Genomic DNA, 24,215 nt, shown 5'->3' on the forward strand with positions numbered 1-24,215 from the left:
CCCAGAGCGAATTATACGCGTTTGAAGATCAGGGAGCCATTGGTGCCGCCAAAACCGAAGGAATTGGAGAGGGCATATTCGAAGCTGCCGGCCTTGGCAACGTGCGGCACCAGATCCAGGTCGCACTCATCATCCGGGTTGTCCAGGTTGATGGTGGGAGGCACCATCTGGTCACGCAGAGAGAGCACTGTGATGATCGCCTCGATGGCGCCAGCCGCACCCAACAGGTGGCCTGTCATGGACTTGGTGGAGCTGACCATCAGGGCGCTGGCATGTTCACCAAACACCTTCTTCATGCCGCGCAGCTCTGCCACATCCCCAAGGGGGGTAGAGGTACCGTGAGCATTGATGTAACCGATCTGCTCGGGTGCGATGCCAGCATCCTTGATGGCGTTCTTCATGGCGCGTGCGCCACCATCACCGTCCGAGGGAGGGGCCGTCATGTGATAGGCATCCCCGCTCATGCCAAAGCCGACCAACTCGGCATAGATCTTGGCGCCTCGGGCCTTGGCATGTTCATACTCTTCCAGCACCAACACGCCGGCACCGTCGCCCAGCACGAAACCGTCGCGATCCTTGTCCCAGGGGCGGCTCGCCTTCTGCGGTTCGTCATTGCGGGTGGAGAGCGCCTTGGCAGCGGCAAAGCCGCCCATGCCCATGGGGGTGGAGGCTTTCTCGGCACCACCGGCAACCATCACGTCCGCATCGCCATAGGCGATCATCCGGCCAGCCATGCCGATGGCATGGGTACCCGTGGTACAGGCGGTAGTCACGGCGATGTTCGGGCCCTGCATGCCTTTCATGATGGAAAGATGACCGGACACCATATTGATGATGGTGGACGGAACGAAGAAAGGGCTCAGCTTGCGAGGGCCGCCATTGATGAGGCTGCTGTGGTTCTGCTCAATCAGACCCAGACCGCCGATACCGGAGCCGATGGCAACGCCTACCCGCTCCGCGTTCTCTTCGTTGATGATCAGGCCGGAATCTTCCAGGGCCTGGACACCCGCCGCCACGCCATACTGGATGAAGAGATCCATCTTGCGGGCTTCTTTGCGGTTGATGCCGAACTCTTCGGGGTCGAAATCCTTGACCAGGCCTGCGAAACGGGTTGCGAACTCGCTTGCATCAAAGTGGTCGATGAGGGAAATGCCGCTCTGCCCGTTGAGCAGGGCTTGCCAGCTGGATTCGGCAGTGTTGCCTACCGGGGAAAGCATCCCCAAGCCGGTCACCACGACTCTGCGTTTTGACACTGAGGTAGTCTCCGAGAGGTGTTTTGAAAGGGGTAAACATAAAAGAAGCGGCCCTTGGGCCGCTTCTTTCAGAACAGGAACTTATTCCTGATTAGCGGTGATGTAGTCGATAGCCGCTTGAACAGTGGTGATCTTCTCGGCTTCTTCATCAGGAATTTCGGTATCGAATTCTTCTTCCAGCGCCATTACCAGTTCAACGGTATCCAAAGAGTCAGCGCCCAGGTCGTCGACGAAGGAGGCAGCGTTCTTCACGTCTTCTTCTTTAACACCCAGTTGTTCGATGATGATTTTCTTTACGCGTTCTTCGATGTTGCTCATGACCTGAATTTTCCTTTAAAAATACGCTATTGCGTCTGGTTGGGGTAGTGTATTCAATTGACGTGAGTTTGCAAGTGACTTGCCGCTGGTCAAACCACGAAATTCGCCAAACTTCGGCGTATTATCGCAAATTTGAACAGAACTCACGACAAATTGATTACACCATGTACATCCCGCCATTAACATGCAGGGTTTCGCCGGTAATATAGGCGGCATCATCCGATGCCAAGAATACCACAGCGGCAGCAATTTCTTTCGGATCGCCCAAACGGGCAGCAGGCACCTGATTCATGATGCCGGCGCGCTGCTCTTCATTGAGCGCCTTGGTCATGTCGGTCTCGATGAAACCGGGAGCAACCGCATTCACCGTGATGCCACGAGATGCCACTTCACGGGCCAGCGACTTGGTAAAGCCAACCAGACCAGCCTTGGCAGCAGCATAGTTGACCTGACCGGCGTTGCCCATGGTGCCGACTACGGAACCGATGCTGATGATGCGACCGTTACGCTTCTTCATCATGGCACGCAATACCGGCTTGCTCAGACGGTACAGGGAGGTGAGATTGGTGTCGATGATCTCGTTCCACTCGTCATCCTTCATCCGCATCAGCAGGTTGTCGCGGGTGATGCCGGCGTTGTTGATCAGGATGTCGATGTCGCCAAAACGCGCCTTGATGGCGGCGAAGACGGTTTCGATGGATTCCTGACTGGTCACGTTCAGTGCCATGCCGCAGCCTTGCTCACCCAGGTAAGCACTGATCGCTTCGGCACCGCTCTCGCTGGTCGCGGTACCCACGACTTTGGCGCCACGAGCAGCAAACGTCTCCGCAATCGCACGACCAATGCCACGGCTGGCGCCAGTGACCAACACAACCTTATCGGTAAAACTCATGACTTGCTCCTGTTTACTTGATCTGGGCCAGCGCCTGCTCGAACGAGGCGGCGTCGTTGGCGTGAATACCTTCCACTCGCGCATCGATGCGCTTGGCCAGGCCGGTCAACACCTTGCCCGGGCCCATCTCGATTTCGAGGGTAACACCGTCGTTGGCCATGCGCTCTACCGTTTCAGTCCAGCGAACCGGGCTGAACAGCTGACGCACCAGGGCTTGCTTGATGGCGGCAGGATCCTGCTCACAAGAGACGTCAACATTATTGATGACGGCGATGGCAGGAACCTTGATCTCGATCCCATCCAGGGCGGCGGCCAGCTTTTCTGCGGCCGGTTTCATCAGGGCGCAGTGGGAGGGCACGGAGACCGGCAGCGGCAGGGCACGCTTGGCGCCTGACTCTTTCATCAGCACGTTGGCACGCTCGACCGCCTCTTTGTGGCCGGCGATGACCACCTGACCCGGAGAGTTGAAGTTGACCGGAGAGACCACCTGCCCCTGGGCCGCTTTCTCACAGTTGGCAGCGATGCTTTCGTTGTCCAGACCGATGATGGCAGCCATGGCGCCAGTGCCTTCCGGTACGGCTTCCTGCATGGCCAAACCACGCAGCTCGACCAGCTTGACGGCATCGGCAAACGCCAGCGCGCCGCTGCACACCAGGGCGGAGTATTCCCCCAGGCTGTGGCCGGCCATCACGGCAGGGGTTACCCCGCCTTGTTGTTGCCACAGGCGCCACAGCGCGACGGAGGCGGTCAACAGCGCTGGCTGGGTACGCCAGGTTTTGTTGAGATCCTCGGCCGGGCCTGCCATCACCAGGGCAAACAGGTCATAGCCCAGCACCTGGCTCGCCTCGGCGAAGGTCTCTTTAATCACTGCGTGTTGCTCGGCCAGCTCGGCCAGCATGCCGACGCTCTGGGAGCCTTGTCCCGGGAAGGCAATGGCAAATCGGGTCATCATTGATTCCTTTAAGGTAAGACGAATTCGGTAAGCGGGCGCCCGAGGACCGGGCACCGCTCGGTATCAGAGGCGAACCAGCGCAGAGCCCCAGGCAAAACCGCCGCCGAAGGCTTCCAGCAGGACCAGCTGGCCGGGTTTGATGCGACCATCGCGCACCCCTTCATCGAAGGCGATGGGCACGGAGGCCGCGGAGGTATTGCCATGACGATCCAGGGTCAGGATCACCTTGTCGAGCCCCATGCCGAGTTTCTTGGCGGTGGCATTGATGATGCGGAAGTTGGCTTGATGGGGCACCAGCCAGTCCAGCTCGCTCGGCTCGACGTTGGCCGCAGCCAGGGTTTCGGTCACGATCTCGCTAAGGCGTGTCACCGCCACCTTGAAGACATCGTTGCCCTTCATGTACATGTAGGCTTCGAGCTCAGCACCCGGCATGCCGCGACGGGGCTGCGGCAGTTTGAGCAGCTCGCCATAACGGCCATCGGCATGCAGATGGGTGGAGAGGATCCCAGGAGTGTCGCTGGCACCGATGATCACGGCCCCTGCCCCGTCCCCGAACAGGATGATGGTGCCGCGATCCTCGGGATCGCACATGCGTGACAGCACGTCCGCACCGACAACCAGCACGTGGCGAGCAGCACCGGATTTGACGAACTGATCGGCGATGGCGAGAGCATATGTAAAGCCGGCACAGGCGGCGGCTACGTCAAACGCCGGGATCCCCGGTACGTCAAGCAGCCCCTGCAGTTCACAGGCAGCAGCTGGGAAGGCATTCTCTGCGCTGGTGGTGGCCAGCACTATCATGTCCAGATCGGCGGCAGTCAGACCTGCCGCATCAAGCGCACGCAAGGCCGCCTGATGAGAAAGGGTCGCGACGGTTTCGTCGGCTCCGGCGATACGGCGTTCACGGATCCCGGTGCGTTCCACGATCCATTCGTCACTGGTTTCAACCATCTGTTCAAGATCGGCGTTGGTACGAACCGAACTCGGCAGATAACTGCCAGTACCCAGAATTTTGCTATGCATAGAGTTTTATAAATCCCTGTCGGAAAAGACAGATTCAAGGCGATCTGCAATTTGCAATGGAAGTTGATGTCTGGCTTCTTGTGCGGCCAGCAGAATCGCATGACACAGAGCGCGGCGCTCGGCCCGCCCATGGCTTTTTACCACAATGCCGCGCAATCCTAACAGACTCGCGCCATTATACTGGTCGGGGTTCAGGTAAGAGAAACGCCGTTTGAACATAAATCCGGCGAGTCGACCAAGAAAACTGCGTTTTTTACGCGGATATCCGGCCAGTTCGGCCATCATCCGCACCACCCCCTCCGCGGTCTTGAGCGCCACGTTGCCCACGAAACCGTCGCAGACGATCACGTCACACTCGCCGCTGAAGATCCTGTCTCCCTCAATGAAACCGACAAAATTCAGGGCGGAGCATTGGCGCAGCAACTCAGCGCTGTGGCGCACCAGGTCGTTGCCCTTGATCTCCTCCTCCCCTACGTTGAGCAGCGCCACTCTGGGTGAAGGTATCCCCTCCACCTTCTCTGCGACCACGGCGCCCATCACGGCAAATTGCAGCAAGGTGTCGGCATCGCAGCTCACGTTCGCACCCAGATCCAGCATCACGGTCCGTTTTCCACCCAATGTGGGCAGCGCCTTGATGAGGGCTGGCCGGTCAACACCGGGCAAGGATTTGAGCACGCACTTGGCCATGGCCATCAAGGCACCGGTGTTACCGGCACTGACACAGGCATCGGCGGCGCCGCTCTTGACCAGATCCAGGGTCACGCGCATGGAGGAGTCTTTCAGGGTACGCAGCGCCACGATAGGCTTTTCGCCCATGCCCACGACCTGGGAGGCATGCACGAGACGAACGCGAGGGTGGTTGAGCAGGCCATGTTGCTGCAGAAGAGGGGCAGTCTGGTGTTGATCACCGACCAGAACAAGTTTTAGCTGGGGTAGAAGAGACAGTGCCTGCACGGCGGCAGGCACTGTTTCCGAGGGGCCGATATCTCCCCCCATTATGTCTAGCGCGACAGTTTGCGTAGACAAAGGCAATCCTTAAGCGATTACCTTTTTACCGCGGTAGAAACCATCGGCAGTCACGTGGTGACGACGATGAATTTCGCCACTGGTCTGATCAACAGTCAGGGCAGCGGTGGTCAGCGCATCGTGGGAACGACGCATGCCACGCTTGGCGCGGGTTTTACGGTTCTGTTGTACGGCCATGGTAGGCTAACTCCTAAAATTCACTTACGTTTGAGCGCTTCAAGAACTGCAAAGGGATTCGGCCGCTCATCAGCAGGTTCGATTTCACCCCAGGTCATCTCCATGTTTCCTCTGGGACACACATCCACCGGATGCATGGCTACCTGAGGCAACGAGAGGATGAGTTCATCCTCCAGGATTTGATGAAGATCTATCTCGCCGTTTTCGTCCAACTCAATGGGCTCATAAGCTTCCGGCAGTTCTTCCTCGTTTGTTCTTTCGAACAGCGGAGTGTAAACAAAACTAGCTTCACAAAGGTGTTCAAATGTCTCACCACAACGCTGGCAAACCAGGTCGACCTTGGCATGGGCAGTGCCTTTCATAACGGTCAACTTCTGGACATCTTTGCCAAAGTGCAGTGTGACATCCACATCACTTCGCAAGCCTTCGGTTGATTCCTCCAGCCTGGGCATCTGCGACTTTTCCACTATCCCGACATAATCGAGTAGCTTCAAGGCATTACGGACTGGATCAACCTTAACGGGCAACTTCACCTTTTGCATAGGGCGCGAATATTATAGGTCCAACAAGGGATAGTCAAAGGAAAAAGTCCTTACCGCCGATGATTTTACCTTCACAGGCCCCTGCAAGAGGAACTTGTGCTCATCGGTGGCCGATTATGCCATATCGTGCAGGATCTGGCACAGGATCCTGTTCCCCTCCCCTGTCTGTCCACCGGATGTGCTCCTTGGTGTCTCATCAGGTGGCAGAACAGCGCGGGTCGCTCCCCAGCAGGCCTGGTGTCGCAGCCACTCTGGGCTCGGCTTCCATCAGTCGGCGTATGGCTTTGAAACTGCCCACGGCAGCCTTGATGGCAATGGGATTGACCAGCCAGCCCGGCAAGTTGTTGCCCGGGTTGGTATAGGTTTCGAGCCGAACGAGTGTGCTGCCATCCCGTTGGGGTAGCGCCTCCCACCGTCCGGCGCTTTCCTGGATCCGGAACAGCCCTGCATGCAATGGCAGGGCATTCGGCTCTGCCAACACCTCGAGAGTCAGGCTGCAATCGATGCGTCGACTCAGATGGGAGCGGGTGATGAGCTCCCTGTCTTGCACCGGCCAGGGAGATGCCAGGCGGGTATAGACCAGATCATCGTCGGGACCCGATCTGGCCAGCACCCTGACTTCACGGCTCTGGGGCAACCACTCTTTATGGCGCGCCGTGTTGCGCAGCACCGTGATCAGCGCGCCAGGATCGGCATTCACGCGCATCTCCAGACGTAAGGCCTGAAAAGAGGTCGGAGGATGTGGCTGGGTCCAAAGCATCACCCCCTCATCCCCCTGGCGAAGTTGCCATGTCCCTGCCCAGCTGGCGAAGGAGATCAGTGCCATGACCAAGGCCGCATATCGTGTCATCACGCTCAATTCCGATCTCTTGTGTTTGTGCTGTGGTTCCATCAGCATGCATGCTTCCCGCTAATTAGGCGAGTCCCGCTGTAGACATCTCCTGTTTGCGTGGCCCCATCTGCACAGATAGAATCAACCAATTGATTTATAAATGGATATCATCAAAACATGCAGCCTTCCTTGATCCTCGCGTCCACCTCGTCCTACCGCAAGACCTTGCTGGAAAAACTCGGTCAGCCGTTTCACTGTGCCGCGCCTCAAGTCGATGAGACGGCGCAACACGGGGAAACCGCGGAAGCCCTGGTCAGCAGATTGGCGTTTGCCAAGGCGAGTGCGGTTGCGGCTGCTCGTGATCAAGGATTGATCATCGGTTCAGATCAGGTGTGCGTCTGTGACGGGCAGATCCTCGGCAAGCCCGGCACGGTGGAGAAGGCGGTCGAGCAGTTGCTGCAGGCCCAAGGCAAGCGCGTCATCTTTTACACCGGGCTGTGCGTGATCAATGCTGCAAATGGCCATGCCGAGCAGCTCGTCGAGCCTTTCACCGTGCATTTTCGTTCGCTCGACGAAGCCGCCATCCGTCGCTATGTGGAGGCCGAACGTCCTCTGGATTGTGCCGGCAGCTTCAAGTGCGAGGGAATGGGCATCGTCTTGTTCAAGGCGCTGGAGGGGCGCGATCCCAACGCCCTTGTCGGTCTTCCCCTGATAGGCTTGGTTGATCTCCTGGGTCGCCACGGCCTGGCTCTGCCATAACAAGAACTCTGCCATGAAAAACGGGAGCCTTGGCTCCCGTTTTTCATGGTTGTCAGCGTGGCAGCTTGGCGAGGAACGCCTCAAGCTCCGGTGACAATGGCGCTTCCACCTGCATCTCCCGGTCGTCCACCGGATGAGTAAAGGTGAGCTTCCAGGCGTGCAGGAACAAACGCTTTAGCCCCTGCCCTCGCATCTTTTCATCAAACCCGGCCTCACCATATTTGTCATCGCAGGCGATGGGATGGCCGGCGTGCTGGGTGTGGACACGGATCTGGTGAGTACGGCCAGTGATGGGACTGCACTCGACCAGTGTGGCCTCAGCAAACTGACGGGCAATCCGGAACCGGGTCTCGGAAGGTTTGCCATCGCTGCTGACCCGCACCACCCGCTCGCCGGATTGCAGATCATTTTTGCGAAGTGGCGCATTGACCACCTTGACGTGGGGTTGCCACTGGCCGCGCACCAGCGCCAGATACTGCTTGCGCATGGTCTTGACCCGCAACTGCTCGTGCAGGCTGCGCAGGGCACTGCGCTTCTTGGCAACCAGCAGCACGCCGGAGGTGTCGCGATCCAGCCGGTGCACCAGTTCGAGGAAACGGGCTTCGGGGCGCAGGGCACGCAGCCCTTCGATGACGCCAAAGCTGAGGCCGCTACCGCCGTGCACTGCCATGCCGGACGGCTTGTTGAGCACTATCATGGCATCGTCTTCAAACAGGATCTGGCTCTCCAGACGCTGGATGCTGCCGAGGTTGGCAGAAGGCAACTCGTTCTTCTCGGCCACACGCACGGGGGGCACCCGCACCTCGTCACCGGCACAAAGCTTGTATTCCGGTTTGATGCGCTTCTTGTTGACCCGCACCTCCCCTTTTCGAAGGATGCGATAAATCAGGCTCTTGGGGACGCCCTTTAACTGAGTCTTGAGAAAATTGTCGATGCGCTGCCCGTCATGCTCAGCTTCGATGGTGAGCAGCTGCACTTGTTGATGTATCTGTGTCATGGCGCGGATTTTAACACCGCTGACAGCCCTTGGCTCCATGCTTTGTTAAAAAATGGCGTCTTGCTATAAAAGTGGTTTAAATGGGATAATAAACAAGGTTTTGTCATTGTGTTCAAGCCTTGTACTAAGTGGCCAAAATGTATGCCACCCAATCCCGAAACACCGTGTATACAAGAACATGACGGTTCCCGGGTGCGAGGTACAACGCATGGAGAACACAAACAGAGCCGACGTAAATTGTCTCCACATCGGTATCCTTAATTCACGCCCTCTCGAGAAGGCTGAACCAGAGTGCCCTTAGTTTGCGCCTCATGCATACCCCAACCGGGAGGTTGCCCCAGCATGCTGAAGACCCGAGGCCGGCGCCGGCAGGACCCAGTGGAGGAATCAAAATGACAAAATAATGAGAACTCAATGAAAAGAATGCTAATCAACGCGACTCAGGAAGAGGAGTTGCGCGTAGCGCTGGTTGACGGACAACAGCTCTACGATTTGGATATTGAAAGTCCGGGACACGAGCAGAAAAAAGCGAACATTTACAAGGGCAAAATCACCCGAGTAGAACCCAGTCTCGAAGCTGCTTTTGTTGACTATGGCGCCGAACGCCACGGTTTCCTGCCGTTAAAGGAAATCGCCCGCAATTACTTCCCCTCCGGTTACTCCTATCAGGGTCGTCCCAACATCAAAGAAGTGGTCCGCGAAGGCCAGGAAGTGATTGTCCAGATCGACAAGGAAGAGCGTGGTACCAAGGGTGCAGCCCTCACCACCTTCATCAGTCTGGCTGGCAGCTACTTGGTGCTGATGCCGAACAACCCTCGTGCCGGCGGCATCTCCCGTCGCATCGAGGGTGACGAGCGGACCGAGCTGAAGGAAGCCCTGAGCGGACTGACCGTGCCGGACGGCATGGGCCTCATCGTGCGCACCGCCGGTGTGGGCAAGTCCCCGGAAGAGCTGGAGTGGGATCTGAACGTTCTGCTCAATCACTGGGACTCCATCCACAAGGCGTCACAACAACGTTCCGCTCCGGTGCTCATTCACCAGGAGAGCAACGTCATCGTGCGCGCCATCCGTGACTATCTGCGTCGCGATGTGGGCGAGATCCTGATCGATAATCCGGTCATCTTCGAGCGCGCCAAGTCACATATCGAGCTGGTCCGCCCCGATTTCCTCAATCGCGTGAAGCTGTACAAGGGTGATGTCGCCCTGTTCAACCACTTCCAGATCGAGAGCCAGATCGAATCGGCCTTCCAGCGCGAAGTGCGCCTGCCCTCCGGCGGCAGCATCGTCATCGACCCGACCGAAGCACTGACCTCCATCGATATCAACTCCTCCCGCGCCACCAAGGGCGGCGATATCGAAGAGACCGCCCTGCAGACCAACCTGGAAGCGGCCGACGAGATTGCCCGTCAATTGCGCCTGCGTGACCTGGGTGGCCTGATTGTCATCGACTTCATCGACATGACCCCGGTTCGCCATCAGCGCGAAGTGGAAAACCGTCTGCGTGAAGCGGTGCATCAGGATCGTGCCCGCATCCAGCTGGGCCGTATCTCCCGTTTCGGTCTGCTGGAGATGTCTCGCCAGCGTCTGCGTCCCTCCCTCAACGAGTCCAGCAGCCATATCTGCCCCCGTTGCCAGGGTCAGGGGGTCATCCGTGACAATGAATCCCTCGCCCTGTCCATCCTGCGTCTCATCGAAGAAGAGGCCATGAAGGACAACACCGAGCAGGTTCATGCCCAGGTGCCGGTCGATGTGGCCGCCTATCTGCTCAACGAGAAGCGTACTTCCATCGCCAATCTGGAACAGCGCAATGATGTGCGTGTCTACATCATTCCGAACCAGCATCTGGAAACCCCGCACTACGAAGTGACCCGCATCCGTCAGAACGAGATCCCGGAAGCGGCCAGCTACGAGCTCAAAACCGAGATTGCCAAGCCGGTCTATCAGCCGCGCCAGGCTCAGGTAGTCGAGCGTGAACAACCGCTGCTGCAAGGGTTTGCCCCGGCTCCTCAGCCGGTTGCGCCCGCCGCCCCGGCTCCTGTTGCGACTCCCGCTCCGGTTGCAGAACAAGTCGGCTTCTTTGGCAAGCTGGCCAAGGCCTTCTCCGGCCTGTTCGGTGCCTCCTCCGATGCGGCTCCGGCCGAGGTGAAGGCGCCTGCCGACAAACCGGCCGCCCAGCGCGAAGTTCGCAAGGATGACGGGCACCGTCACCAGCGCGATGAATCCCGCAGCCGTGGTCAACGTGGCCGTCGCGACGACAACCGCAGCAATCGCAACGCCGAGAGCGGTGACAAGCGTGAAGGCGCAGCAAGCCGCGAGAGCAGTGATCGCAATCGTCGCCCGCGTAAAGAGCGTGAGCCTCGTCAAGAGCGGGAACCGCGTCAGGAACGGGAACCCCGTGGTGACGTGCGCACCGAACAGCGCATGGAACGTGAGCCTCGCGAACCCCGCCAGGAGCGCGAACCTCGTGCCCCGCGTCCGGCTCGTGAACCTCGCGTCCCCCGCGAACCCCGTGCCGAGGTGATCGTCGAGGCGGTTGATACCGTTGATACTGCGGTCGCCAGCGCTGAACCGCGTCAGGAGAAAGAGCAGAAAGTGGCTGAGCGCCGCGAACGTCGCCAACTGCGCAAGCAGATCCGTGTCGATGTCGCCGCGACCGACACCCCTGCCCTGCCGACTGACGAGGAAATCACCGATGTCGCCGCTGAGCAGCAAGAAGAGCAAGGCGAAGGTCAGCGTCGTTCCCGCCGTACCCCGCGCAATCAGCGCATCGAAGGGCAACGTCGCAAGCGCATCAACGAAGAGGCTCGTGGCCAGCGTGAAGACGAAGCACAAGGTGAAGTGCAGCTGACTACCGCAGCCCAGGCCGATGCGGCTCAGGTGAAGGTGGAAGAACCGGTTGTCCCTGTCATCACCATTCCGAGCGCAGAAGCGGTTGCTGCCGCCCTGCAGGCCTCCGCCGCACTGACCGAACACGTGGTGGCTGAAGCCGTTGCTGAGGAAGCGGCAGAGCAGGCACTGGCAGCCCAGGCTGTGGACGTGCCCTCCACTGACGAAGTTGAGCAGGCTGCGCAAGCAGACGCTGAACCCGTCGCCGAAGTGGCAGTTGTCGAGCCCGAGATGGTCGCACCTATCGTCGACACCGCCTCTCATGACGAACCTGTAGCCGTGATCGACGCTGTCGAGCAGACCCAGCAAGTTGAGGCCATCCCAGAAGAGGTTGCACCGGTTGCTGAAGCGGCACCTGTCGCGATCGCTGAGGAGACGGCCACCGCCGAGGCGGAGGTCGTCGAGATGCCTGCTGCCGTGGTGCAAACCGAGCCAGCAACCAGCCCCGAAGTGAAGGTCAGCAAGGGTGCCGGTGTATTGGCCCGTGCCCGCAAGGCTTATGCCCCCATGGCAACGCCGGCTGCGGCTCCTGCCCCGACACCCCGTGAACCCGTGGAGTACGCTCCCCTGGTACGCAGCGAAGTCGTGACCTCCGGTCGCCACGGTGGCAGCACCGCTGCCAGCAACGTGGCAACCAGCCCGGCCGGTCGCCCCTGAGCAGACCCGTTAGTCTGAATAAAGAGCCACACATTGTGTGGCTCTTTTTTTGTCTCTTTTTTGGGGCTGACATCGCCTTGCTCTCCCCCCCTGCCCGTTCGATATCCGCCGCTTTCCCGATGTTCAATGACCACACACACCCAGTCCAAGCAAGACGTGAATAACACACCAGACAGAGGATTCATCTCTGACAAAGCATCACGACATGCTCTGCTTTGTCGACAGGGTCCGTGCATTGACAGCATATGATGCCTTTGGCAAACAGTCTGGCAGCCCCTTTGACTGCTCTGTCGGTGTGTTCGTGGTAGCTGAGACAGCCCAGGTTGAACAGGAATGCCAGACATAGGGCAACCTGTGGCGCTCTTCACTCTCATCATTTCTGGTGAGGATCATAGACCCGTTGAACGCCCTCCCTTCAGCTTCACGTGCAAGGGTCGGCTTGTAACAAGGCGTCACACAGGCAGGTTCCTCTCACTGTGCACAACGAGTAGTTCAGGGATGTAGAGAAGCTAAAGAGGTGATAGATAATGTCATTCAACATCTTGTCTGATGGCATACAGCTATCACTCATTGAACTATTGCCGTATGACGTGACATTCACCAGGCAACAAAAAAGGGCCCGAAGGCCCTTGTTTCATTTCCAATGACTGTCGCGCTTACCCGCCAAAGAGATGGTTGTTCAGCAGGAACAGGCCGCCGGAGAGCAGCATGGTGAGCGGCAATGTCAGCACCCAGGCCAGCAGAATGGTCTTGATGGTCTGGCTCTGCAGGCCGGACTTGTTGGCCACCATGGTCCCCGCCACCGCAGAGGAGAGAATGTGGGTGGTGGACACCGGCATCCCGGTCAGACTCGCAATCCCGATGGACGCGGCGGCCGTGATCTGGGCTGCAATGCCCTGGCTGTAGGTCATGCCGGAGGAACCGATCTTCTCCCCTACCGTGTAGACGATACGACGCCAGCCCACCATGGTGCCGCAACCGAGCGCCAGGGCGATGGACACGATGACCCAGGTCGGCGCATATTCGGCCGTTGCGGTCAGATCCTTGCGCCATTTGGCGAGATCGGTCAGCTCCTTGGCCGGCAGTGGCAACTTGGAGACCTTGCGGGCAGTGTCATCGATGCACAGCAGCAGACGACGCACCTCGCGGCGATCCACCAGGTTCATCTCCTCGTAGGTGCGCACCTGCCCCAGACGCTTGTCGAGGGTCGCCATGGCCTGCAGGGCCTCCCCTGCCGCACAGTGGCTCATCAGCTCTTCCTGGGCTTTGGCAGGCACACTGAAGTTCACCAGATGGGAGACCTGATCCTGGTTACGCTGGTAGATCTCCATGATGCGCTGGTTGGCATCCTGGGTTCTGTCCAGATCATAGGAGCGGCTGTTCATGTCCAGCGCAAAATAGGCAGGCGCCATGCAGATCAGCACCAGCATCACCAGACCGATGCCTTTCTGGCCATCGTTGGAGCCGTGCACGAAGCTCACCCCCATTGCGGAACAAATCAGAGTGACACGGGCCCAGAACGGTGGATGCTTCTTGCCGTCCACCAGCAGGCGCTCTTCCGGGGTCTTGTGGATCTTGCTGCCAAGCCATACGCGCTTCATGGCGAACAGCAGCAGGGCGGCAATGATGAAGCCCACGGTGGGAGAGATGATGAGAGAGAGCATGATGTCGATGGCTTTGCCGACGTTGATACCCTCTTTCAGGGGTTGATGGCTGATCAGGGCATAGGCACCGCCTACCCCCAGGATGGAACCGATCAGGGTGTGGGAGCTGGATGCCGGAATGCCGAAGTACCAGGTTCCCAGGTTCCAGACGATGGCCGAGAACAGCAGGGAGAACACCATGATCAGACCCTGGGTGGAGTCCATGCCAAGCAGCAGATCGATGGGCAGCAGATGAACGATGGCGTAGGCCACCCCCAATCCACCCAGCATGACACCGGCGAAATTGAACAGACCGGAAGCCACCACCGCCATATGAGCCGGCATCGCCTTGGTATAGATAACCGTTGCTACCGCGTTGGCGGTATCATGAAAGCCGTTGATGAATTCATAGGCCAGCACAAAAAAAACGGCCAATACCAAACCGATTGACCACCACAAACCCAAACCACTAAACATTTCAAACATAAAAACGAACCTGTTTATGAGTTGCGGCGGATTATGCCAGAAGGCTCGATGCGCCATACCCGTTGTTGAAATATTTCAGCAAAAAAAAAAAAGGGCATTCCGTCAGAAAATGTCTTAGGGCCTGTAGGAACGGGGCTTGTCGATGATTAATTTAAGTCCATTCCATTGCTGTGGATAGGCGCCAATCAAAGCCGGAGCATGGCTCAATGTCCTAAAAAAGCTGCCTTTCAACCCGCTCGGCACGCCCGTTTCCTTTTGTCAGATAAAAAAGAGGGTGCCTTGGCACCCTCCTCGATAGACAAGCCGCACGGTGCGGGGATCAATCCTGGTTGATCCGGCTGGCCACAGCCCCTTGCTGACTCTTGTATTTGGCATTTTCCCGTTTGTTGTACGGGCGAGCCGCGGTACCTGACAGCATCTCGAAGTTCAGGGCACCGATCTTCATCTTGGGACGCAGGGCCAGAGGCAACTTGCCGCCGTTGTAAAACTCCAGCACGATGCGACCGGACCAGCCCGGATCGATGCGGTGGGCGGTGACGTGCACCATGAGGCCCAGGCGCGCCAGGGAGGAGCGACCATCCAGCCAGCCGACGATATCGGCGGGCAAGGTAACCGATTCATAGGTCACCGCCAGCGCCAGCTGACCCGGGTGCAGATAGAAGGCTTCGCCGTCCGGCACGTGGATCTCCTCGCTCATCACCCGCTCGATGGCATCGGCCATCTCGGCACTGGTCCCGCCAAGGTCGATATAAGGCGCGGTATGATCGCGAAACACCCGAAACTCGTTGCCCAGCAGCACATCGACGCTGACGCCGCTGATCCGCTCAACACCGGGCCGCGGCTCGATGACGATCTGGCCTTCATCCAGGTGCCGTTCGATATCGGTATCACAAAGACGCATTCTGCGACTCTCCTGACAAAAGATTCATTAAAAAAAGCCGGGCATCACCCGGCTTGTTTTCTCTCAACCAATCAACATATGGCGGATACGCGCCTTGAGCATGTCGATGGCGATGCGGTTCTTGCCGCCACGGGGCACGATCACGTCGGCATACTGCTTGGACGGGTCGATGAACTGCATGAACATGGGACGCACAGTCTTCTGATACTGCTTGAGCACGGAGTCCATGGTACGACCGCGCTCCTGCACATCGCGCACCAGACGGCGCAGTAAACAGATGTCGAGCGGGGTATCCATGAAGATGGAGGCGTCCATCAGTTCGCGCAGGCGGCTGTCGGTCAACAGCAGTATCCCTTCGAGGATGATGACACGGCGCGGTGCAAAGGTGGTGACCTCGGTCATGCGCGTGTGCTCGGTATAGGAGTACTGGGGGATGTTGACCGCCTCCCCTTGCGTCAGCTGGGTCAGATGCTGCACCAGCAGATCGTGATCCAGGGCATTGGGGTGGTCATAGTTGGTCTTGACCCGCTCTTCCATGGTCAGGTGGGTCTGATCACGGTAGTAGCAATCCTCGGTGATCACACCAATCTGACCCGCTCCCAGCTCGGCCACCAGCTCTTCATAGATGGTTTGGGCGATAAGACTCTTGCCGGACGCGGATGCACCAGCAATACCGATGATCACGCAGGAATGTTGAGTATCAGACATTGAAAATACCTAAAGAGAAGAGCACTGGGGATTGTTTAAACCGATCCATTATATGAAAAAGGGGTGGCCATGCCCACCCCAAATCCGTCCCCCTTGGCCGAACGCCGATTATTCGTCCAGCGCCACCGTGTAGAGCGGGGTCGCAATCGGTTTTGCGCTGAAATAGAGCTCGGCCCCTACCCGGCGAGCCAGTTTCAGGTAAGTCTGTGACAGCTCGCCATCCGGCGCACCGAACACGGTGGGGCAGCCGTCATCCATGTGCTGGCGAATGTCGATATGCAGCGGCAACTGACCAAGCAGCGCCACGTGATACTGCTCCGCCATCTTCTGGCCACCGCCGGTACCGAACAACGGCTCGTGATGCCCGCAGGCGCTGCAGACGTGGTAACTCATGTTCTCGACGATGCCAAGCACAGGCACATTGACCTTGTTGAACATGGCAATCCCTTTGCGGGCATCTGCCAGCGCCACATCCTGGGGCGTCGTGACGATCACCGCCGCCGTGGTGGGCACCTGCTGGGCCAACGTCAGCTGGATATCGCCAGTGCCCGGGGGCATGTCCACCACCAGGTAGTCCACCTCGCCCCAGCGGGTCTCGTGCAGGATCTGCCCGAGAGCCTTGCTCGCCATGGGACCGCGCCAGATGGTGGCATCCTGCTCGGCCACCAGATAACCGATGCTGTTGCTCTTGATGCCGCAGGCCATCACCGGCTCCATCAGCTTGCCATCAAAGCTGACAGGGCGCTCCTTGAGGGTCCCCGTCATGGTCGGGATAGAGGGGCCATAGATGTCCGCATCCAGCAGGGCGACCCGCGCCCCCTCTTTTTGCAGCGCCAACGCCAGGTTGACCGCGGTAGTGGACTTGCCCACCCCTCCCTTGCCAGAGGCAACCACCAGGATATTGCGGATCCCCTGCACCGCCGCCAGTTGCTGCGCGCGGGGCATGCTGGCCACGTCTATCTCCCCCGTCCAGTCGATGCGGGTCGCGCCGGTTGCGCTGCGCAGCCTGGCATCGAACTCCTCTTTGATCTGTTCAAACAGGGACTGTCCGGCAAAGGGCAGCACCAGCGTGATGGCCAGGGTCTGTTCGTGCCGCTCGACGGAACGCACAAAACCGGCCGCGACCAGATCCTTGCCCCATCCTGCCGGCTTAAATTCGGCCAGGATCTGTTTTACTGAATCAATCACCATTAACTCCCCATTATGTTGTCGTTATGCTGAGGTGAACGGTTACCGCACATAAATCAGTGGCTTGCCGACGTCATCGTGAAGCCGCCAGTCAGGGCGCCGGGGGCCACAACCCTAGGCAGGCCGCCCCCAATTCGGGTAACATGCAGGGCACTGTATCATCCCAACAGGCACATAAAGAACGTATTATGGCAACTGATCCTCGTAGAATGCTGGTAACCTGCGCCCTCCCCTATGCCAACGGCTCCATCCATCTCGGCCACATGCTGGAACACATCCAGGCCGATATCTGGGTTCGTTATCAGCGAATGCGTGGCCATCAGGTGCATTTCGTCTGTGCCGACGATGCCCACGGCACGCCCATCATGCTCAAGGCGCAGCAGATGGGGATCTCGCCGGAAGAGATGATTGCCGCCGTCTCCCAGGAGCACCAGGGGGATTTTGCCGGTTTCAACATCAGCTTCGACAACTACCACTCCACCCACAGCGACGAGAACCGCGAGCTGGCGGGCGTGATCTATGGCCGTCTCAAAGAGTCCGGCAAAATCAAGATCCGCACCATCTCCCAACTGTTTGATCCGGAAAAATCCATGTTCCTGCCGGATCGCTTCGTCAAGGGCACCTGCCCCAAGTGCAAGTCCCCCGATCAGTACGGTGACAACTGCGACAGTTGCGGCGCCACCTACAGCCCGACCGAGCTGATTGATCCGAAATCCGCCGTCTCCGGTGCGACCCCGGTGATGAAGGACTCCGAGCACTACTTCTTCGACCTGCCCCAGTTCGAAGCCTGGCTCGCCGACTGGGTACGCGGCTCCGGCGCCATCCAGGAAGAGATGGCCAACAAGATGCAAGAGTGGTTCGAAAGCGGCCTGCAGCAGTGGGACATCACCCGTGACGCCCCCTACTTCGGCTTCGAAATTCCCGGCGCCCCCGGCAAGTACTTCTATGTCTGGCTGGACGCCCCCATCGGCTACATGGCGTCGTTCAAGAACCTGTGCAACAAGCGCGGCGACATCGACTTCGACAGCTACTGGAAAGCGGACTCCGACGCCGAGCTCTATCACTTCATCGGCAAGGACATCGCCTACTTCCACTGCCTGTTCTGGCCGGCCATGCTGGAAGGCGCGAACTTCCGCAAGCCGACCAAGGTCAACGTACACGGCTATGTGACCGTCAACGGCGCCAAGATGTCCAAGTCCAAGGGCACCTTCATCAAGGCGTCCACCTATCTCAAGCACCTGGATCCGGAGTGCCTGCGTTACTACTACGCCGCCAAGCTCAACAGCCGCATCGACGATCTGGACTTGAACCTCGAAGACTTCGTCTCCCGCGTCAACGCCGACGTGGTCAACAAGCTGGTCAACCTGGCCTCTCGCAACGCCGGCTTTATCGCCAAGCGTTTTGACGGCAAGCTGGCCGCCACCTGCGCCGAGCCCGCACTCTACGCCGAGTTTGCCAACGCCAGCGCCAGCATCGCCGAAGCCTATGAAGCGCGCGAATTCAGTCGCGCCATCCGCGAGATCATGGCACTGGCCGACAAGGCCAACCGCTATGTGGACGACAAGGCTCCCTGGGTCATCGCCAAGCAGGAAGGGGCGGATGCCGAGCTGCAAGCCGTCTGCTCCGTCGGCATCAACCTGTTCCGCGTGCTGATGGCCTACTTGAAGCCGGTCATGCCGCAACTGGCCGAGCGCGCCGAAGCCTTCCTCGGCGAGACCCTGACCTGGGACGGCATCGCCGCCCCTCTGGTCGCCCACGGCGTCGCTCCCTTCAAGGCGCTCTTCTCCCGCATCGAGTCCGCCAAGGTGGATGCCATGGTGGAAGCGTCCAAGGAAGATCTCGCCAAGGAGCAGAGCAAGAAACCGGCAGGCCCCCTGGTGGACGATCCCATCAGCGAGACCATCACCTACGACGACTTTGCCAAGATTGACCTGCGGGTGGCGCTGATCAAAAAGGCCGAAGCGGTGCCGGAAGCCGAGAAGCTGCTGAAGTTGCAGCTGGACATCGGCGGCGAAACCCGTCAGGTGTTTGCCGGTATCAAGTCTGCCTACAACCCGGAAGATCTGGAAGGCAAGCTGACCGTGATGGTGGCCAACCTGGCCCCGCGCAAGATGCGCTTTGGCATGTCCGAAGGCATGGTGCTGGCGGCAGGTCCAGGTGGCAAGGATCTCTGGATCCTCGAGCCCCAGGAAGGTGCCCAGCCGGGCATGCGCGTGAAGTAATACGCCCCTTCCCGGACAGTCCCAATGAAAAGAGAGGCCAATGGCCTCTCTTTTTTTACCTTGTGGGGTGCTTACTGCCCGCTCTGCAGCAATGCCATGCGAAGGCCGACCAGCTCCGCCTGATGGCAATCCAGTTGCAGTAGTTGGCAGCGGATCTCTGTTTTCAGGGCTCGCCGTTGCTGGCCCCGCCCCGTTTCGCCCCCAAGGCGTCTGAGCCATTGGCGCCTGTCCTGCAATTGCCCAAGCCGCTCCTGCCAGCTCACCAGCATGGACAACCAGGCCGGATCCCCTCCCCCCTGTGCCGTCAGCAGCTCCATCCCGTAGCGCGCCTGTTTCAGCACCAGACGCAGCCGGTGCCAGCACCGAAGTTTCGCCCTGATGCCCACAGGAAGGGAGGTGGTCTTCGCCAGTGCATCCGACAGTGACAGCGCCAGATGCAGCTGAAACAGCGGCAAGAGATCGACACCGACGGGCACCTCTTCCAGTCGGGCCAGCCAACGGGCAAGCAGGCCGGTCAACAGGGGGACCCGTGGCAAGCGGTTCTGCCGAAGCGAGCCACCATGATGCTGCGCATAGACCTGGGCATCGCGCAGGGCGGAGAGCGTGCCGACGGCACGGGTCAATCGCCGCTCCAGCTCGGGCTCATGAATGAGGGGTCGCCACAGGGCGAGCAGCGCCAGCAGGCGGCGGGCCGCTATCCGGTAGGCATGCACCTCTTCCATCCCCTTGTGCTGGCGCAGTGCCAGGGTCGCCCCCCGATATTGCCCAACGAGCCGGTTGGCCTGCGCAATCCCGCTCTCCCCCATGAACCCTCCCGGCTAGTTGGTATGAAAACCGGTTCCGGTGGGTGGCAACGCCTGGGTGCACTCCATTCGGGTGACGGTGGCGGTTCGGGGCCCGTGCTCAAGCCAGCCCAGCATCATCTGTACCTTCTGTTCGGGACCGGCAATCAGGATTTCCACCGAACCATCTTCCAGGTTGTAGGCATGCCCCCGCAGCCCCAGTTGCAGCGCCCGCTCCCGGGTGAAGTAGCGAAACCCCACCCCCTGAACCTGACCCCACACCCGCACGACAAACGATTGCTCTCCCATTTATCACACCTTTCCCTTAAGTAATTTTTCCCCGGGGCGATAATGAGCGCGACACTCTCTTCCCCTTGCAGGACGCAATACCATTATGAAAGAAGTAAAGTTTCGGTGGGTTGACCGTTATCTCATTCACCTCACGATCAGCGAGAAATTTCTCATCACCTTCTGGTGCCCCCTGGTGTTCATCGCCTTCCTCACCTGGTATCTGCTGGCCGACGGCCATGATCAGGCGATGCAGCTCAGAGTTGATCAGCTAAAAGGGCGGGTCGAGACCACGGCCCAGCTGGTGAGCCAGCAGCCGACCCTTACCCTGCCCGCGGATCTCGTACTCACGCCTGGCGCCGCCACCGGCCTTAGCCGGCAGGGGGACATCTTTCGCTATGGCGCCAGCGCAGGTCAGGCGGGCGTCGTCTCCGGCACCCTGGATACGAGTCACTACGCCCTCTGGGATGGCCAGGGCACCACGCTCACCATCATCGCGGTGCTGGCCGCTCTGCTGGCCCTCATCACCCACTATCTGATGACCTTTGTCTCGGGGGCGCTCTACTCCACCAACAAGGCATTGCAGACGGTAGCGAACGGCGATCTCACCTTCCGGCTCAACTTCTTCCCGGTGCGGGACGAGTTCTCCATTCTGGCGGGCAGCATCGACACCTTCACCGACCGCCAGCACAAGATAGTGCAACTGGTGGAAGAGTCCGCCGATGCCCTTACCCTGGCCGCCGACGAATTTCGCGAGCATGCCAGCGACGGCGAGCAGCTTGCCCGTGCCCAGCGCCAGCACATGGACTCCCTGGCCGCCGCCATGGAGCAGATGTCCGCCGCCATCCGGGAAGTAGCCCGCAACGCCAACGACACCCTACTGCAAACCCGCCAGTCCAGCGACGAGGCGACTCACGGGGCACAGCGGGTGGCACGTACCATTACCGCCATCCGCACCCTGGCAGACGAGATTGGCAATGCCTCGGGCGCGGTCGAGCGGCTGACTCACAATGCCAATCGCATCAACGAAGTGGTCAACGTCATCAACGCCATCTCCCAGCAAACCAACCTGCTGGCCCTCAACGCCGCCATCGAGGCCGCCCGGGCTGGTGAACAGGGACGCGGCTTTGCGGTGGTGGCCGACGAGGTGCGCACCCTCGCCAGCCGCACCCAGCAGGCCACGGTGGAGATCCAGCAGATGATCGAGGAGCTCCAGGCCGGGACCGGGGCGCTGAACGACATCATGGAGAAGACGGTGGGGCGCGCGGCCGACAGCCAGCAGCTCATCACCGAAGTGGGCATGGACATCGAGCGGCTCAGCAACCACAGCGATGCGGTGCTGGAGATGAGCACCCAGATCGCCACCTCCAGCGAAGAGCAGAGTTCGGTGGCAGAAGAGATCACCCGCAACCTCGACAAGGTGCGCCACGAGGCGAGCCGGGTGGAGGAGTCCGCCAGCGCGGCGGTTGCCGGCACCACCGGCCTCAAGGGAACCGCCAGCGAACTCGGTCAGGCGCTCACCGGCCTGCGGATCTGACCCCCTCCGGCAGGCCATCGTCCAGATGGCCTGCCATGTCTGGGCCAGGCGCTTGGGACGCGCGAAACAGCCCGTCCGACCCTGACCGCGTGTGGATGCACGGATCCCGGTAGACGCGGCTTGCGTGCCTACCCTCGCAGCCCCTACTATATGCCCCCTTCTTTTCTACCATCGGCAACTACCCATGAGCGCTTCCATCTATCTCGTCAAAGGCCGCGAAAAATCCCTGCTGCGTCGCCACCCCTGGATCTTCTCCAAGGGCATTGAGCGGGTGCAGGGCAACCCCATTGACGGCGATACCGTCGAGATCCTCACCCATGACGGCAAATGGCTTGCTCGTGGCGCCTGGTCGGGCAGCTCCCAGATCCGTGCCCGGGTCTGGACCTTCGACAAGGATGAGACCGTCGATCTCGACTTCTTTATCCGTCGCCTCAAATATGCGCAAGAGTCCCGCGATGGGCTCATCAAGCGTCAGGGCCTCACCGGTTACCGCCTCTGCGCCGCCGAATCTGACGGTCTGCCGGGTCTGACCATCGACCGCTACGCCGATTTTCTGGTGTGCCAAATTCTCTCCGCCGGTGCCGAGTTCCAGCGTGAGCTGATCACGCAAGCGCTGCGTACCCTCTACCCCGAGTGCAGCATCTATGAGCGCTCCGACGTGGCAGTGCGCAAGAAGGAAGGGCTGAAAGAGCGCACCGGCGTTATCTATGGCCAGACCCCGACCGACCCCGTGGTGATCGAGGAGAATGGCGGCGTCAAGATCCTGGTGGATATTCGCAACGGCCACAAAACCGGTTTCTATCTGGATCAGCGGGATAACCGTCAGGCTGCCGCCAAGTACACCGAAGGCAAGCGCGTCCTCAACTGCTTCTGCTACACCGGCGGTTTTGGCGTTTATGCCCTCAAGGGCGGTGCCAAAGAGGTGGTCAACGTCGATCTCTCCCAGAATGCGCTGGATATCGCCCGCCAGAACGCCGAGCTGAACGGGCTGGATACCAGCAACACCCAGTTTGTCCGTCACGACGTGTTCAAGCTGCTGCGTGAATATCGCGAGAAGGGCGAGAAGTTCGATGTCATCGTGCTGGACCCGCCCAAGTTCGCCGAGAGCAAGGCCCAGCTGCTGGGCGCCTGCCGCGGCTACAAGGACATCAACATGCTGGCGTTCCAACTGCTGGCGCCGGGTGGCGTGCTCTTGACCTACTCCTGCTCCGGCCTGATGGAGCAGAGCCTGTTCCAGAAGATAGTGGCCGATGCGGCCCTCGATGCAGGCCGTGATGCCCAGATCCTGGAGCTCCTCTCCCAGGCATCCGATCACCCCATCGGCACCGCCTATCCGGAAGGCTTCTACCTCAAGGGACTGGTGGTGCGCGCCCGCTAAGCCGAGCAGACCAGCGCAGCCCCCTTGTTCCCGGTGCCAGATCCGAGCCAGGCTGGGTTCTGCTAGTAATCAAAAAGCCCGCGATCAAAGCGGGCTTTTTTTATGCGGCCGCCAAAGAGACAACCTCCCCCCGACTTTGCCACCAACAGCGATTGCTGCCCCCATCCCTCCTCTTCGACTGACGACTGCCATCTTTAATCAAAGGTTGCCGCATCGTTAACCCGATTCTCATCTCTCTTTCACTACACAACCCACCAGCAGAGACATGCCCGGCATTTGCTTTATGCAAAAGCATGAAATATTACGCATCAATATTAAAAAATCCTCGGGGAAATATCAGCCATAAACGCATACCCACTCATTTGAATGAATATTGCTGTTTTCCCCTGCAATGGATCACGCCATGCCCCTTGTCCGCCTCGCACATTGCCTGGGGCGACAATACTCGCCCACCACAAGTCATCCCGCTCAATCACGCGCTGGCGCGTCCAGCGGGAAGTAGTGTCGAAATGGCCTCGCCTCCTCCACCACCCGCACGATGGAGGGATGATTGAGCAGACGGGCGCGATAGGCACGCAGACGGCCATAGCCAGCCGGGATCTCGTGGGCCCAGTCGGCGTAGAAGAGCGAGGGTGCGGCGGCGCAATCGGCCAGCGTGAAGTCTGCGCCGGCAATCCAGTGGCGTCCTTCCAGCCGCTGATCGAGCCAGGGGTAGATCTGATTGAGCAGCTCGCAGGCCTCCGCTGCGCCCGGTCGCGATCCGCGACC

General features: G+C 59.6%; 22 protein-coding genes. 5 read left to right on the forward strand and 17 right to left on the reverse strand.

Going from position 1 to position 24,215, the window contains the following annotated elements:
• Window positions 1-11 precede the first annotated feature (11 nt).
• From fabF to AB5Y53_RS09280, 9 genes are all read right to left on the reverse strand, one after another.
• On the reverse strand, window positions 12-1,253 hold the full coding sequence (fabF, locus tag AB5Y53_RS09240) for a beta-ketoacyl-ACP synthase II (protein WP_039041168.1): 1,242 nt from the start codon (window positions 1,251-1,253) through the stop codon (window positions 12-14).
• An 81-nt stretch (window positions 1,254-1,334) separates the two neighbouring features.
• Window positions 1,335-1,571: an acyl carrier protein gene (gene acpP / locus AB5Y53_RS09245; RefSeq protein ID WP_005300909.1), complete on the reverse strand. Its 237-nt coding sequence runs from the start codon at window positions 1,569-1,571 to the stop codon at window positions 1,335-1,337.
• 157 nt (window positions 1,572-1,728) lie between these two features.
• A complete protein-coding gene (fabG, locus tag AB5Y53_RS09250) occupies window positions 1,729-2,463 on the reverse strand; it encodes a 3-oxoacyl-ACP reductase FabG (RefSeq protein ID WP_039041169.1) in 735 nt (244 codons plus the stop codon).
• A gap of 13 nt (window positions 2,464-2,476) precedes the next feature.
• Window positions 2,477-3,412 carry an ACP S-malonyltransferase gene (gene fabD / locus AB5Y53_RS09255; RefSeq protein WP_010674741.1) on the reverse strand — a complete coding sequence of 312 codons (936 nt, stop codon included), beginning with the start codon at window positions 3,410-3,412 and terminating at the stop codon, window positions 2,477-2,479.
• Window positions 3,413-3,478: 66 nt separating this feature from the next.
• Entirely contained in the window at window positions 3,479-4,438 is a 960-nt protein-coding gene (locus AB5Y53_RS09260) for a beta-ketoacyl-ACP synthase III (RefSeq protein WP_368181758.1), read from the reverse strand.
• Between the two features lie 6 nt (window positions 4,439-4,444).
• Window positions 4,445-5,464, reverse strand: coding sequence for a phosphate acyltransferase PlsX (plsX, locus tag AB5Y53_RS09265; RefSeq protein ID WP_041215168.1), 1,020 nt, complete (start codon window positions 5,462-5,464; stop codon window positions 4,445-4,447).
• Between the two features lie 9 nt (window positions 5,465-5,473).
• Window positions 5,474-5,641: a 50S ribosomal protein L32 gene (gene rpmF, locus AB5Y53_RS09270; protein ID WP_005300935.1), complete on the reverse strand. Its 168-nt coding sequence runs from the start codon at window positions 5,639-5,641 to the stop codon at window positions 5,474-5,476.
• A gap of 20 nt (window positions 5,642-5,661) precedes the next feature.
• Window positions 5,662-6,183: a 23S rRNA accumulation protein YceD gene (yceD, locus tag AB5Y53_RS09275; RefSeq protein WP_368181760.1), complete on the reverse strand. Its 522-nt coding sequence runs from the start codon at window positions 6,181-6,183 to the stop codon at window positions 5,662-5,664.
• Between the two features lie 196 nt (window positions 6,184-6,379).
• Window positions 6,380-7,075: an START domain-containing protein gene (locus AB5Y53_RS09280; RefSeq protein ID WP_368182010.1), complete on the reverse strand. Its 696-nt coding sequence runs from the start codon at window positions 7,073-7,075 to the stop codon at window positions 6,380-6,382.
• Between the two features lie 117 nt (window positions 7,076-7,192).
• Between AB5Y53_RS09280 and AB5Y53_RS09285 the strand changes: the two genes are divergently transcribed.
• Window positions 7,193-7,774: a nucleoside triphosphate pyrophosphatase gene (locus tag AB5Y53_RS09285; RefSeq protein WP_368181761.1), complete on the forward strand. Its 582-nt coding sequence runs from the start codon at window positions 7,193-7,195 to the stop codon at window positions 7,772-7,774.
• A 52-nt stretch (window positions 7,775-7,826) separates the two neighbouring features.
• Here the strand turns inward: AB5Y53_RS09285 and rluC are convergent, their stop codons facing one another.
• Window positions 7,827-8,771, reverse strand: coding sequence for a 23S rRNA pseudouridine(955/2504/2580) synthase RluC (rluC, locus tag AB5Y53_RS09290; protein WP_201893979.1), 945 nt, complete (start codon window positions 8,769-8,771; stop codon window positions 7,827-7,829).
• Window positions 8,772-9,185: 414 nt separating this feature from the next.
• Between rluC and rne the strand changes: the two genes are divergently transcribed.
• Window positions 9,186-12,314 (forward strand): ribonuclease E, encoded by a 3,129-nt coding sequence (rne, locus tag AB5Y53_RS09295; protein WP_368181763.1) that lies wholly within the window; start codon window positions 9,186-9,188, stop codon window positions 12,312-12,314.
• A 656-nt stretch (window positions 12,315-12,970) separates the two neighbouring features.
• Here the strand turns inward: rne and AB5Y53_RS09300 are convergent.
• The 4 genes from AB5Y53_RS09300 to apbC all read right to left on the reverse strand — a co-directional run bounded on the left by AB5Y53_RS09300 (window position 12,971) and on the right by apbC (window position 17,243).
• Window positions 12,971-14,443, reverse strand: coding sequence for an inorganic phosphate transporter (locus AB5Y53_RS09300; protein ID WP_029314527.1), 1,473 nt, complete (start codon window positions 14,441-14,443; stop codon window positions 12,971-12,973).
• A gap of 319 nt (window positions 14,444-14,762) precedes the next feature.
• Window positions 14,763-15,344, reverse strand: a complete 582-nt coding sequence (gene dcd, locus AB5Y53_RS09305) for a dCTP deaminase (protein WP_368181766.1) — start codon at window positions 15,342-15,344, stop codon at window positions 14,763-14,765.
• A gap of 63 nt (window positions 15,345-15,407) precedes the next feature.
• Window positions 15,408-16,052, reverse strand: coding sequence for a uridine kinase (gene udk / locus AB5Y53_RS09310; RefSeq protein ID WP_010674731.1), 645 nt, complete (start codon window positions 16,050-16,052; stop codon window positions 15,408-15,410).
• Window positions 16,053-16,160: 108 nt separating this feature from the next.
• Window positions 16,161-17,243, reverse strand: a complete 1,083-nt coding sequence (gene apbC, locus AB5Y53_RS09315; RefSeq protein ID WP_103243127.1) for an iron-sulfur cluster carrier protein ApbC — start codon at window positions 17,241-17,243, stop codon at window positions 16,161-16,163.
• Window positions 17,244-17,428: 185 nt separating this feature from the next.
• Between apbC and metG the strand changes: the two genes are divergently transcribed.
• A complete protein-coding gene (gene metG, locus AB5Y53_RS09320) occupies window positions 17,429-19,462 on the forward strand; it encodes a methionine--tRNA ligase (protein WP_368181769.1) in 2,034 nt (677 codons plus the stop codon).
• Between the two features lie 71 nt (window positions 19,463-19,533).
• Here the strand turns inward: metG and AB5Y53_RS09325 are convergent, their stop codons facing one another.
• Window positions 19,534-20,268, reverse strand: coding sequence for a CHAD domain-containing protein (locus AB5Y53_RS09325; RefSeq protein WP_045524856.1), 735 nt, complete (start codon window positions 20,266-20,268; stop codon window positions 19,534-19,536).
• 12 nt (window positions 20,269-20,280) lie between these two features.
• Window positions 20,281-20,553: an acylphosphatase gene (locus tag AB5Y53_RS09330; RefSeq protein ID WP_010674727.1), complete on the reverse strand. Its 273-nt coding sequence runs from the start codon at window positions 20,551-20,553 to the stop codon at window positions 20,281-20,283.
• Between the two features lie 85 nt (window positions 20,554-20,638).
• Between AB5Y53_RS09330 and AB5Y53_RS09335 the strand changes: the two genes are divergently transcribed.
• Both AB5Y53_RS09335 and AB5Y53_RS09340 read left to right on the forward strand, forming a co-directional pair.
• A complete protein-coding gene (locus AB5Y53_RS09335) occupies window positions 20,639-22,069 on the forward strand; it encodes a methyl-accepting chemotaxis protein (RefSeq protein WP_368181772.1) in 1,431 nt (476 codons plus the stop codon).
• A 184-nt stretch (window positions 22,070-22,253) separates the two neighbouring features.
• Window positions 22,254-23,447, forward strand: coding sequence for a class I SAM-dependent methyltransferase (locus AB5Y53_RS09340; protein ID WP_368181775.1), 1,194 nt, complete (start codon window positions 22,254-22,256; stop codon window positions 23,445-23,447).
• A gap of 468 nt (window positions 23,448-23,915) precedes the next feature.
• On the opposite strand, the gene AB5Y53_RS09345 is transcribed toward AB5Y53_RS09340, so the two are convergent.
• Window positions 23,916-24,215: glutathione S-transferase family protein (locus AB5Y53_RS09345; protein ID WP_368181777.1), on the reverse strand; the 300-nt coding region annotated here is incomplete at its 5' end.

Origin of the sequence: Aeromonas sp. R7-5, assembly GCF_040908015.1 — a bacterium.
Taxonomy (GTDB): Bacteria; Pseudomonadota; Gammaproteobacteria; order Enterobacterales; family Aeromonadaceae; genus Aeromonas; species Aeromonas caviae.

Coding starts and splice junctions, on each gene's coding strand:
- dcd (WP_368181766.1), bottom strand. CDS start 15,344: ATGCGTCTTTGTGATACCGATATCGAACGGCACCTGGATGAAGGCCAG.
- fabG (WP_039041169.1), bottom strand. CDS start 2,463: ATGAGTTTTACCGATAAGGTTGTGTTGGTCACTGGCGCCAGCCGTGGC.
- AB5Y53_RS09325 (WP_045524856.1), bottom strand. CDS start 20,268: ATGGGGGAGAGCGGGATTGCGCAGGCCAACCGGCTCGTTGGGCAATAT.
- rne (WP_368181763.1), top strand. CDS start 9,186: ATGAAAAGAATGCTAATCAACGCGACTCAGGAAGAGGAGTTGCGCGTA.
- rluC (WP_201893979.1), bottom strand. CDS start 8,771: ATGACACAGATACATCAACAAGTGCAGCTGCTCACCATCGAAGCTGAG.
- AB5Y53_RS09340 (WP_368181775.1), top strand. CDS start 22,254: ATGAGCGCTTCCATCTATCTCGTCAAAGGCCGCGAAAAATCCCTGCTG.
- acpP (WP_005300909.1), bottom strand. CDS start 1,571: ATGAGCAACATCGAAGAACGCGTAAAGAAAATCATCATCGAACAACTG.
- rpmF (WP_005300935.1), bottom strand. CDS start 5,641: ATGGCCGTACAACAGAACCGTAAAACCCGCGCCAAGCGTGGCATGCGT.
- AB5Y53_RS09280 (WP_368182010.1), bottom strand. CDS start 7,075: ATGGAACCACAGCACAAACACAAGAGATCGGAATTGAGCGTGATGACA.
- apbC (WP_103243127.1), bottom strand. CDS start 17,243: ATGGTGATTGATTCAGTAAAACAGATCCTGGCCGAATTTAAGCCGGCA.
- fabD (WP_010674741.1), bottom strand. CDS start 3,412: ATGACCCGATTTGCCATTGCCTTCCCGGGACAAGGCTCCCAGAGCGTC.
- yceD (WP_368181760.1), bottom strand. CDS start 6,183: ATGCAAAAGGTGAAGTTGCCCGTTAAGGTTGATCCAGTCCGTAATGCC.
- udk (WP_010674731.1), bottom strand. CDS start 16,052: ATGTCTGATACTCAACATTCCTGCGTGATCATCGGTATTGCTGGTGCA.
- AB5Y53_RS09285 (WP_368181761.1), top strand. CDS start 7,193: ATGCAGCCTTCCTTGATCCTCGCGTCCACCTCGTCCTACCGCAAGACC.
- metG (WP_368181769.1), top strand. CDS start 17,429: ATGGCAACTGATCCTCGTAGAATGCTGGTAACCTGCGCCCTCCCCTAT.
- AB5Y53_RS09335 (WP_368181772.1), top strand. CDS start 20,639: ATGAAAGAAGTAAAGTTTCGGTGGGTTGACCGTTATCTCATTCACCTC.
- AB5Y53_RS09330 (WP_010674727.1), bottom strand. CDS start 20,553: ATGGGAGAGCAATCGTTTGTCGTGCGGGTGTGGGGTCAGGTTCAGGGG.
- AB5Y53_RS09300 (WP_029314527.1), bottom strand. CDS start 14,443: ATGTTTGAAATGTTTAGTGGTTTGGGTTTGTGGTGGTCAATCGGTTTG.
- AB5Y53_RS09260 (WP_368181758.1), bottom strand. CDS start 4,438: ATGCATAGCAAAATTCTGGGTACTGGCAGTTATCTGCCGAGTTCGGTT.